10 protein-coding genes and 1 pseudogene are annotated in these 9674 nt (G+C 75.0%); 8 read left to right on the top strand and 3 right to left on the bottom strand.

Features of this window, described 5'->3' with window-relative positions; translation table 11 throughout:
• Positions 1 to 65 precede the first annotated feature (65 nt).
• The 6 genes and pseudogenes from ECOMGDLI_RS09270 (at position 66) to ECOMGDLI_RS36745 (ending at position 5051) form a co-directional block, all read left to right on the top strand.
• On the top strand, positions 66 to 1376 hold the full coding sequence (locus ECOMGDLI_RS09270) for an enolase C-terminal domain-like protein (protein WP_088316323.1): 1311 nt from the start codon (positions 66 to 68) through the stop codon (positions 1374 to 1376).
• A complete protein-coding gene (locus ECOMGDLI_RS09265) occupies positions 1373 to 2161 on the top strand; it encodes an SDR family NAD(P)-dependent oxidoreductase (RefSeq protein ID WP_233153380.1) in 789 nt (262 codons plus the stop codon). The genes ECOMGDLI_RS09270 and ECOMGDLI_RS09265 overlap by 4 nt, the downstream gene beginning before the upstream one ends.
• A 6-nt stretch (positions 2162 to 2167) precedes the next feature.
• Positions 2168 to 3028 (top strand): hypothetical protein, encoded by an 861-nt coding sequence (locus ECOMGDLI_RS09260; protein ID WP_088316321.1) that lies wholly within the window; start codon positions 2168 to 2170, stop codon positions 3026 to 3028.
• A 312-nt stretch (positions 3029 to 3340) separates the two neighbouring features.
• A pseudogene (locus tag ECOMGDLI_RS36755) lies at positions 3341 to 4172 on the top strand (DUF222 domain-containing protein); the annotation flags it as partial.
• Position 4173: 1 nt separating this feature from the next.
• A partial coding sequence (locus tag ECOMGDLI_RS36750; RefSeq protein ID WP_369812732.1) for a hypothetical protein occupies positions 4174 to 4276 on the top strand: 103 nt, incomplete at its 5' end.
• Between the two features lie 79 nt (positions 4277 to 4355).
• The gene (locus ECOMGDLI_RS36745; RefSeq protein ID WP_369812731.1) at positions 4356 to 5051 is read left to right on the top strand and encodes a DUF222 domain-containing protein; all 696 of its coding nucleotides are present in this window, start codon (positions 4356 to 4358) and stop codon (positions 5049 to 5051) included.
• A 36-nt stretch (positions 5052 to 5087) separates the two neighbouring features.
• On the opposite strand, the gene ECOMGDLI_RS34530 is transcribed toward ECOMGDLI_RS36745, so the two are convergent.
• From ECOMGDLI_RS34530 to ECOMGDLI_RS09225, 3 genes are all read right to left on the bottom strand, one after another.
• A complete protein-coding gene (locus ECOMGDLI_RS34530; RefSeq protein WP_158220953.1) occupies positions 5088 to 6617 on the bottom strand; it encodes a hypothetical protein in 1530 nt (509 codons plus the stop codon).
• Positions 6618 to 6742: 125 nt separating this feature from the next.
• Positions 6743 to 7117 (bottom strand): gamma-glutamylcyclotransferase, encoded by a 375-nt coding sequence (locus tag ECOMGDLI_RS09230; RefSeq protein ID WP_233153381.1) that lies wholly within the window; start codon positions 7115 to 7117, stop codon positions 6743 to 6745.
• 52 nt (positions 7118 to 7169) lie between these two features.
• Positions 7170 to 7874, bottom strand: a complete 705-nt coding sequence (locus tag ECOMGDLI_RS09225; RefSeq protein ID WP_088316307.1) for a TetR/AcrR family transcriptional regulator — start codon at positions 7872 to 7874, stop codon at positions 7170 to 7172.
• A 250-nt stretch (positions 7875 to 8124) separates the two neighbouring features.
• On the opposite strand from ECOMGDLI_RS09225, the gene ECOMGDLI_RS09220 reads away from it, so the two are divergent.
• Both ECOMGDLI_RS09220 and ECOMGDLI_RS09215 read left to right on the top strand, forming a co-directional pair.
• A complete protein-coding gene (locus tag ECOMGDLI_RS09220; protein WP_088316305.1) occupies positions 8125 to 8985 on the top strand; it encodes an urea amidolyase associated protein UAAP1 in 861 nt (286 codons plus the stop codon).
• Complete coding sequence (locus ECOMGDLI_RS09215; RefSeq protein WP_088316303.1) at positions 8982 to 9656, top strand: urea amidolyase associated protein UAAP2; 675 nt, start codon at positions 8982 to 8984, stop codon at positions 9654 to 9656. The genes ECOMGDLI_RS09220 and ECOMGDLI_RS09215 overlap by 4 nt, the downstream gene beginning before the upstream one ends.
• Positions 9657 to 9674: the final 18 nt, after the last annotated feature.

Genomic DNA, 9674 nt, shown 5'->3' with positions numbered 1-9674 from the left:
CGTCCGGGGACCGGCCGCAGGCTCCCATATCGTGAGGTCCACCACGACCCCCTGGAGGCGGCGCGATGCCCGGCCGGATCGTCTCGCTCGACGTCACCGACGTCCGCTTCCCCACGTCGCGGGAGCTCGACGGCTCCGACGCCATGAACCCCGACCCGGACTACTCCGCGGCGTACGTCGTCCTCGGCACGGACGACCCGGGTGCCGACGGGGAGCGGGACGGCTACGGCCTGCTCTTCACGATCGGCCGCGGCAACGACGTGGCCGCGGCCGCCGTCCGGTCCCTGGCCCCGCACGTCGTCGGCCGGCCGGTGCCGGACTCCCCCGCGGGCCTGGCCGAGCTCTACCACCGCCTCGTCCAGGACTCGCAGCTGCGCTGGCTCGGCCCGGAGAAGGGCGTGCTGCACATGGCGATCGGCGCCGTCGTCAACGCGGCGTGGGACCTCGCGTCGCGGCGGGCCGGGCTGCCGCTGTGGCAGTACGTCGCGTCCCTGACGCCGGAGGAGATCGTCGCCCAGGTCGACTTCCGCTACCTCACCGACGCGTTGACCCCGGAGCAGGCGCTCGACATCCTCCGCGCCGCCGAGCCCGGCCGGGCCGCGCGCACCGCCGACCTGCTCGTTTCGGGGTACCCGGCGTACACGACGTCCGCCGGGTGGCTCGGGTACGACGACGAGAAGCTCGTGCGGCTGTCGAAGGAGGCCGTGGCGGAGGGGTTCACGCTCGTCAAGCTCAAGGTCGGCGCCGACCTCGAGGACGACGTCCGCCGGCTGCGGCTGGCCCGGGAGACGGTCGGGCCGGACGTCGAGCTGGCGATCGACGCGAACCAGAGGTGGGACGTCGACGCCGCGATCGCCTGGGTCAACGCACTGGCACCGTTCGGGGTGCGGTGGATCGAGGAGCCGACGTCCCCGGACGACGTCCTCGGGCACGCCGCTGTGGCCCGCGCGGTGGCGCCGATCGCGGTCGCGACGGGCGAGCACGTGCAGAACCGGGTGATCTTCAAGCAGATGCTCCAGGCCGGCGCGCTGTCGGTGCTGCAGCTCGACGCGTGCCGGGTCGGCGGGGTCAACGAGAACCTCGCGATCCTCCTGCTCGCCGCCCGGTTCGGTGTGCCGGTCTGCCCGCACGCCGGCGGGGTCGGTCTCTGCGAGCTCGTGCAGCACCTCGCGATGGCCGACTACGTCGCGGTGAGCGGCACGATGCAGGGCCGGGTCATCGAGTTCGTCGACCACCTGCACGAGCACTTCACCGACCCCGTCGAGGTGCGGGCCGGGCGGTACGTCGCGCCCCGGACCCCCGGGTTCGGTGCCAGGATGCACGCGTCGAGCGTGGCGCGGTACACCTACCCCGACGGACCGGAGTGGCAGCAGTGACGACGACGTCGAACGGCGCCACGGTGGCCGGGCAGGACTTCGCCGGGCTCGTCGCCGCGGTGACCGGCGGCGCGTCGGGGATCGGTCTCGCCGTCGCGCTGACGCTCGCCGCCCGCGGTGCGCGGGTCGCCGTCCTCGACATCGGTGAGGTGCCCGCGGAGGCCACGGCGGCCGGTCTGTTCGGCGTGCGGTGCGACGTCACGGACGACGCCTCGGTGCGGGCCGCGGTGGCGATCGTCGTCGAGACGCTCGGCGGGCTCGACGTCGTCGTCGCCAACGCCGGGATCGGGGCGCAGGGCACCGTCGAGGAGAACGACGACGCCGAGTGGCTGCGGGTGCTCGACCTGAACGTCGTGGGGACCGCCCGCACGGTCCGGGCGGCGCTGCCGCACCTGCGGGCGTCGCGGGCGCCTTCGGTCGTCGTCACGGCGTCCGTCGCGTCGTGGGCGGGGCTGCCGCGGCGCGCCCTCTACAGCGCCAGCAAGGGCGCGCTGCTCACGCTGACGCTCGCGATGGCCGCGGACCACGTGCGCGAGGGGATCCGGGTCAACGCCGTCGCACCGGGCACCGCGGACACTCCCTGGGTCGGCCGGCTCCTCGACGCGGCGTCCGACCCGGCCGCTGAGCGTGCAGCGCTCGAGGCCCGGCAACCCATGGGACGGCTCGTCAGCGCCGAGGAGGTCGCCCACGCCGTGGCGTACCTCGCGTCGCCGCTGTCGGCGTCGACGACCGGGACGGTGCTCGCCGTCGACGGCGGGATGTACGGGCTCCGGCTGCCGAAGTAGGGCTCGATGACCGCCGCGGCGCCCTGCGCCGCCTTCTGGGTGGGCGGCGGCAGCGGTGCGGGCAAGACGACGCTCGTGCGCGCGGTCGCCGGGCTCCTGGACCTGCGGGTCTACCACGTGGACGCCCACGGCTTCGAGCACGTGCGTCGGGCGGCCGACGGCGCGTTCCCGCGGACGCAGGCGTTCAACGCCATGACCTACGACGAGCGGTGGCTGCGGGCACCCGAGGTGCTCGCCGAGGAGTTCCTCGCCATCTCGGGCGAGCGGATGCCCCTCGTCGTCGACGACCTCGACGCCCTGGGCGCCGGGGCGACCGTCCTCGTCGAGGGACCGCAGCTCCTGCCCGACCTCGTGGCCCCGCTGCTCGAGAGCCCGGACGCCGCGCTGTGGCTGCTGCCGACCGAGACCTTCAGCCGTCGGGCTGTCACGGCCAGGGCGGAGGTCGTGCCGAGTACCCGCGCGGCCTCGGCGGTCGAGAACCGGCACCGGCGCGACGTCCTCGTCACGGCCGCCCTGCGCGCCCGGGCCGGCGCGCTCGGGCTGCGGTCCGTCGCCGTCGACGGCAGCCGTTCGGTCCGCGGGACGGTGGACTGGTTCGTGTCGGCCCTGCTGCGGGTGCCAGGGGGCCTGGTCCGGGCCGCGACCGGCGAGGAGCGGGCGCTCATGCGGCGCCAGGAGAACGAGGTGACGGCCACCCAGCTGACGCTCTACCGCGAGGACCTGGGGGTCGAGGCGATGCCCGAACCACCCCTCGGGCCGTTCAGCTGCGAGTGCTCGACACTCGGCTGCGCGGGCGAGGCGTCGCTGCCGGTCGACGAGTACCTGCGCCGGCAGGCCGCCGGGCCGGTGGTCGTGCACTCGACGTGAGGCGTGCCCCGATGTGACATGAGCGGGGGACCACTACGGGTCGTGAGTGATGAGTGACTTACGCAAAGTTGTTGCGCCGGAGCGGGTCTCGTGAGGGTCAGACTGTCAGACCCCGTCCCTAGTGTTGGTCGCATGAGCAGTGACGAGCAGACGTGGGGCGAGGTGCCCGGTGGCGAGCCGGACGCCGCGATGCCTGCTGCTCACGTGGTCTCGGACGGGTCGATGCCGGTGCACGACCTGCAGGCCGGGGTGGAGGCGATGCGGGCCGCGACGGCGGAGNTGCCTGCTGCTCACGTGGTCTCGGACGGGTCGATGCCGGTGCACGACCTGCAGGCCGGGGTGGAGGCGATGCGGGCCGCAACCGCGGTGGTGCTGGAGGCGTCGCGATGCGCGTGGTCCCTCTCGGACAGCGAGGCACGGGATGTGGTGGAGGCGTTCACCCGGGCGATGGCCTCCGCGGAAGCGGCTCGCCTGGCGGTGATCAAGGTCCTCGACGAGCGGCCTGAGGCGGTGCCCGGTGCCAGCGAAGGAAAGGTGGCGGCGGCGTTCCTGACCGGACGGTTGAACGTGGACCAGGGTCGGGCGAACGCCGACGCGCGGGCCGCGCACGCGTTGGACGCGGACTCCGGGAGTCTGCCGCAGGTCGGTGCCGCGCTCGCAGCCGGTGAGATCACCCGCGAGCATGCCGATGCCTGTGTGCGGGCGGTGGCGCGGTTGCCGAAGCGTCTGCGGGTCGTCCTGCTCGAGGACGAAGCCTCGGGTGAGCTGCGGTCGGGGATGGAGATCGCGGATGCGTTCCTGGCCGAGCAGTGCCGCCGGTTCCCGGTCCGGGCGATCCACCGCCTCGTCGACGAACTCGTCCGGGTCCTCGACCCGGACCGCGAGGAGGACTTCGACGAGGACGCCCACCTGCGGCGTGGCCTGTCGTTGGTGAAGGACTCCACCGGGATGGGGTCGCTGCGGATGACCCTCACCCCGGCCGACACTGCCGTGCTGTCCGCGATGCTGTCCGCCGCGGGCAAGTCCCGGCCGGCCCGCGAGGTCCTCACCGTCGACAGTCAAGGGGTCGAGCAGGTCACGCTGGTCAAGGACGACCGGACCGTCGCGATGCGCCGCTACGACGCGGTGATCGGACTGCTCCGTGNAGCAGGTCACGCTGGTCAAGGACGACCGGACCGTGGCGATGCGCCGCTACGACGCGGTGATCGGCCTGCTGCGCGCCGGCCTCACCGGCGGCAGCGGGGGTGAGGCGCCCTCGCCGCTGGTGAACCTCTTGGTGACCGCCACGGTCGAGCAGGTCGCCGCCGCCGGCGCCGCCGCCGAGCAGATGCGACAGAGAGGCGAGGTCGCTGCGGATACGGACCAGGACGCTCGAGTCTCGGCGACGTTCTCCAGCAACGGAACCGCCGACACGGCTGCGTGCCAGGTCGGTCGGGCGGCGGGGTTCGCGACGCTGCACCGGCACGGGCCGATCGGATCCCACCTGCTCGCCTACCTGGCGTGCGCAGCCACCCTGACGAGAGTGCTGCTGGACCCGAACGGGGCACCCCTCGACGTCGGACGGGCACACCGGCTCGCCACCCCGGCACAGCGCAAGGCCCTCGCCGCCCGCGACGGTGGGTGTGTGATCCCGGCGTGCCCGGTACCGCACGAGGGCACCGACGCCCACCACCTCCGGGCGTGGGAGCAGGGCGGATCGACGGACCTGCACAACCTGGTGAGCCTGTGTCCCCGGCACCACCAGGACGTGCACGCGGGACTGTGGGTGGTCGAGATGCTCGACGGGATCCCGTGGGTTCGGCCGCCGTCCTGGATCGACCCGGAACGACGGTTGACGAGGAACCTGCACCACCAGGCGCACGCCGCCGCGCACCGGATCGGGCAGCAGTTGCGTCTTGCTCTGGACGAGGACGCCGACGCGCGCGGCGTCGGACCGCACCGGACCGGGCTGAGCCCGATCGACCTCACACCACCCATTTGGAACCAGGCGCCACCCGACGACACCTGGAGACGCACCGCCTGACCAGGCCGAGCCTCGGTCGAACGTGCCGCGTGCGCGTCAGAACGTGTGCACGGAGTCCAGCGTCCGCAGGACCGCCGCCTGCGCATCGGTGCCGGCGGTGCTCCGGGCCACCAGATGGAGGAGTGCCGCCGCGCGTGCAGCACGTGCGGCGCGGTCGGCGTGCGTGACGGGGTCGGTCACGGCGTCGAGGAGGCGCGCGCTCGCAGAGGGGTCCTCGCAGGCGGCGGCCAGCACGGCGACCTGTCCCGGGGAGAGCGGTGCCGCGGGCTCCCCACGTTCGCCGGCCGCCAGAGCGGCGAGCCACGAGGTGAGCAGGGGTCCTTCGAGCTCGCGGATCCGGGCCCGTGCGGGGCCCAGCAGCGCGGGGCCCACCTGCGGGTCACCCGGGCGGCGCGTGAGCGGCTCCAGGCCCTCCGGCGCCGGTGCAGCGGCCCGTGCTGCGGCTTGCGCAGCGGTCGGTGGTGCTGCCGCTGGTGCAGGAGTCTGTGAGGTCGCCGGTGCGGTCGCCCGTGCAGGGGTGGGTGCAGGGGCGGGTGCAGGAGGCGGTGGGGTGATCACGGCGTCAGCAGGCGCAGCGGCCGCAGCCGTGCCGGCCGGTTGCTGCGCGCCCACCGGCAGACGCTGCCCGGGGACGGGGGCAGCGGAGCCGCTGGTGCGGCCCCGGCGGCGGCGTCCGCCCCGTGCGCCCGGGAGCACCTGGGCAGCGCTGCCGGGAGCCGCGGGGGAGCCCCACACCCGGTCGCCGCCGGTGAGGCCACCGGGAGAGTGCCCGGCCGCCGGGGCGGGCACACCGCCGCGGCCCATGGCCGGAGGAGCCAGGGTCCCGAAGCGTGGCGGACCGTCAGGAGCGGACCTGCCCGCGGCCGTGCCCGTGCCCGTGCTCCCGAGTCCCTGCAGGCTGGACACGGACGTCGTCCGCAGCGACGACAGCGTCGCGCGCGGTGCCGCGGTCGCGAACTGAGGTGCCGCTCCGACGGCGGCGGAGGACGCGAAGGCCGGCGCCGGGGCGGGCGGCGGCACCGGGGCCGGCATCGGAGCCGGCACGGTGGGGGACGGGACGGCCCCTACCGGCCCGGGACCGCCGGTCGCGGCGTTGTACGCGGGCACGTACCGCCGTCCGTCCGGCACGGCGCCCGGTGCCGGCGGCGCGAGGTGATCGGGCACACGCTGGGCGGGGTGCGGCCACGGGGCCGCGAGCGGGTCGGGGTCGGTGGAGCGGCGTCCACCCGGCACCGGCGCGCCTCCTGGTGCGGCCGTCGGCACCACCCTGCTCGCCGACACCACGCCGAACGCCGCCACCGCCGCCCACGCGGCCGCGATCGTGCCCGGCACCCACAGCCCGGTCAGGGCCCAGACCGCCCCGCCGACGACGACGGTCACCGTCGCAGCGCCCAGCGCCACCCAGGCGCCGACGCGTCCGGCCCGGACGGCGACGGCGCCGAGCACCATGACCACGCAGAGCAGCCCCTGCAGCAGGGCGAGGTCGGGGGCCGGCCCCCACGCCCGCACCGCGAAGAGCCCGAGGAACGCCGCGCTCACGACGAAGCTGCCGGGTGGCCTGCCCATGGGCGCCGTCCTCCAGTCTCAGCCGTCTCAGGACCCGACCGCCCGAGGGACGGACCGGTCCCGGGCATGATCGGCAGCCGGAGCCCGGAGCCTGAGCGACGCGGCCCGGTGATTCCGGGCCGGGCTCAGCCCCGCCCCTCCTGGTACGCCCGCCAGCCGCCCAGCGCCGTGATGTCGGTGCTCGTCGCCGGCCCGGCGTAGATCCGGCGGACCACCATGGCCAGGGACGGCGACCCGTCCTCGAGCTCGACGATCCCGAGCTCGAGCCCGTCCGGCTCCGCGGGCAGCAGCACGTCCCGCAGCCGCTCCCAGGTCAGGTCGTACACCTCGCCGGCGACGTGCCCGCCCGCGCCGGGGCCGACGTCCTCGAGGCCGGGGTAGGAGTCCTCGACGGCGTGGAACCGGTAGCGCGCCGCCGTCCGGGTCGCCGCGACGAGCGGTGCCCCGCCGACGAGGTGGTGCATGGCTCCGCCCGCCATGGCGGTCCCGTTGAGGAACATGTGCGGCAACGCGGTCTCCTGTCGGGTCGTGGGAGGGGAAGGGCGGCGCCGGTCACTCCAGAGCGGCACCGAGGGCGGCGACGAGCCGCGCCGACTCCCGCCGCACGGCGGGCAGCCGGTTCGCGGGCACGCCCAGCATCCGCAGGGACGCGGTCGGGACGGTCGTGACGAGGTCACCGAGGTCCGCGCCGTGCTCCCGGTCCCCGCGCACGGAGATGACGCTCTCCACGAGACCGAAGACGAGCGCGGTCGCCAGGTCGACGTCGTCCGGGCGGGCGTCCCCCTCCGCCACCGCGGCGGCGACCGCGCGGCCGTACGCGGCCCGCAGCCGGGCCCGGTCGGCCTGGAAGGACCCGAACCGGGGCTGCCGGAGCTCGGGGAGCAGGTACAGCGAGGCGAGGTTCCACCGGCCGGAGCACAGCAGCCCGACGTCGAACGTCGCGAGCGCGTGCAGCCGCGCCGCGGCCCGGCCGGGGAGCCGCTCGAGCTCCTCGGCGGCCCGGATCGACGGCGTCACCGTGCCGGCGAGCAGCTCGGCGAGCACCGCCTCCTTGCTCGGGAAGTGGTAGTAGAGCGAGGCCTGCTTGATGCCCACGGCGAGGGCGACGGCGCGGGTGGACGTCGCCGCGTAGCCCTGCTGGCAGAACAGCTCCGCCGCCGCGTCGAGGATCTCCTCCCGGCCCGTCTCGCCCTCGCGGGGCCGCCCGGGACGCCGGCCTCGCGGTGGTTCCGGGGCCGGGCCGGGGCGGGCGCTCATGGCCGCGATCCTGGCACAGCGCCCGTCGGTTCGTCTGCCCCCTGCCCGCCCCCGGCCCGGGCGCGGAGCACCGGACGTGCGGGGACCCGGCGCCGAAGAAACCCAGCGGTTACGTCGGCGACACCGCAGGTGCGAGAAGCCTTCCTAGCGTCCTGTCAGTCGACAGGTATGTCATCTGTCGGTCGACAGGCAGGGATCTGGTCGACAGGCAGCGACCTGCCGGCCGGCACGGACTCGGAGGGACCGACGGATGACCGCGACCGGCTCGGCGACCGCCTCGACCTACGGCGCACGGGACCATGCCCGTGCCCAGGCCGGCACCGTGGTCACGACGATGCCGGTGCTGCCGGCGTCCGGCTGGCCGTCGCCGCCGGACGGCGTCGCCCCGACGGACCTCGTGTGGGCCGAGACGGTCGCCGGGGGCAACTACACGCACCTGCGCGTCGCCCGGGGCACGCACCTGCGGCTGACGGACGTCGAGGGCTCGGCCTGTGCGCACCTGGCGCTGCACAACGCGACGCAGCCCTGGGAGCGGCTCAACGTCGCCGACACGACGAAGGTCGCCTGGCAGGCGTACCTCGGTGCGGGGGCGCTGCTGCTCTCCGACCAGGGCCGCGTGCTGGCGTCGGTCGTCGAGGACACCTCCGGCCGGCACGACGCGTTCTGCGGCACCTCGACCCGAGCGTCGAACACCGCGAGGTACGGGGACGGCGCCCCGCAGGGCCCCTCGCCCGCCGGTCGTGAGCTGCTCGTCCTCGCCGCGGCCAAGAACGGTCTCCTCCCGCGGGACCTGCCGACGACGCTGTCCTTCTTCCAGGGCGTCGAGGTCGGCCCGGACGGCGGTCTGACCTTCACCGGCTCGGCCGGACCGGGCACGAGCGTCACGCTCCGCGCCGAGCTGCCTCTCGTCGTCCTCGTCGCGAACGTGCCGCACCCGGTCGACCCGCGCCCGCAGTACACCTCGACCCCGCTCGAGGTCGTCGCCTGGCGCGGGGCCGCGACAGCCCCGGACGACCCGCTCTGGTCGGCCACCCCCGAGGGTGAGCGGGCCTTCCTCAACACCGCCGCGCACGCGGCGATGCTCGGCCTCGACGGGGGGACCCAGGCATGACGACCGTGCAGATCGACGCGATCCTCGCCGGCACCGTCCTGCAGGACGACCACGTCCCGGCCCGCGCCCCGTGGTCGGCGCTCCTGCCCGCCGGCTCGCACCTGACGATCGTCGACCTCGAGGGCAACCAGGCCGTCGACTTCCTCGCCTACAACGCCGCGGACACCGCCGAGCGCTACAGCGCGGCCGACACGATCGCCGCGCAGGGCAACATCTTCCTCACGACCGGCAGCGTGCTGCGGACGAACGAGGGGCGCCCGCTGCTGACCCTCGTCGCCGACGAGGTCGGCCGGCACGACACCATCGGGGGCGCGTGCAGCAAGGAGTCCAACTCGCTGCGCTACGGGCACCACACCGTGCACCAGCACGGCTGCGTCGAGAACTTCCTCGCCGAGGGGGCCCGCTGGGGCCTCACGAAGCGGGACCTCGTGAGCAACGTCAACTGGTACATGAACGTCCCCGTCGAGCCGGACGGCACGCTCGGCATCGTCGACGGCCTGTCCGCCCCGGGCCGGCGCCTCGTGCTGCGCGCCGAGACGGACACCATCGCGCTCGTCTCGAACTGCCCGCAGGTCAACAACCCGTGCAACGGCTTCGACCCGACACCGGTGCGGATGGTCGTCACCGCGCCGGTCCCCGCGACGGCCCGGGTCCCGGCGACGGCGCGGTGACGAGCGTCCTGCCCGCCT

It is taken from the genome of Kineosporia sp. R_H_3 (assembly GCF_002198675.1).
In the GTDB taxonomy this organism is placed as follows: domain Bacteria; phylum Actinomycetota; class Actinomycetes; order Actinomycetales; family Kineosporiaceae; genus R-H-3.
Note: the sequence above shows the minus strand (reverse complement) of the source record. Positions and strands in the feature narration are given on the sequence as shown.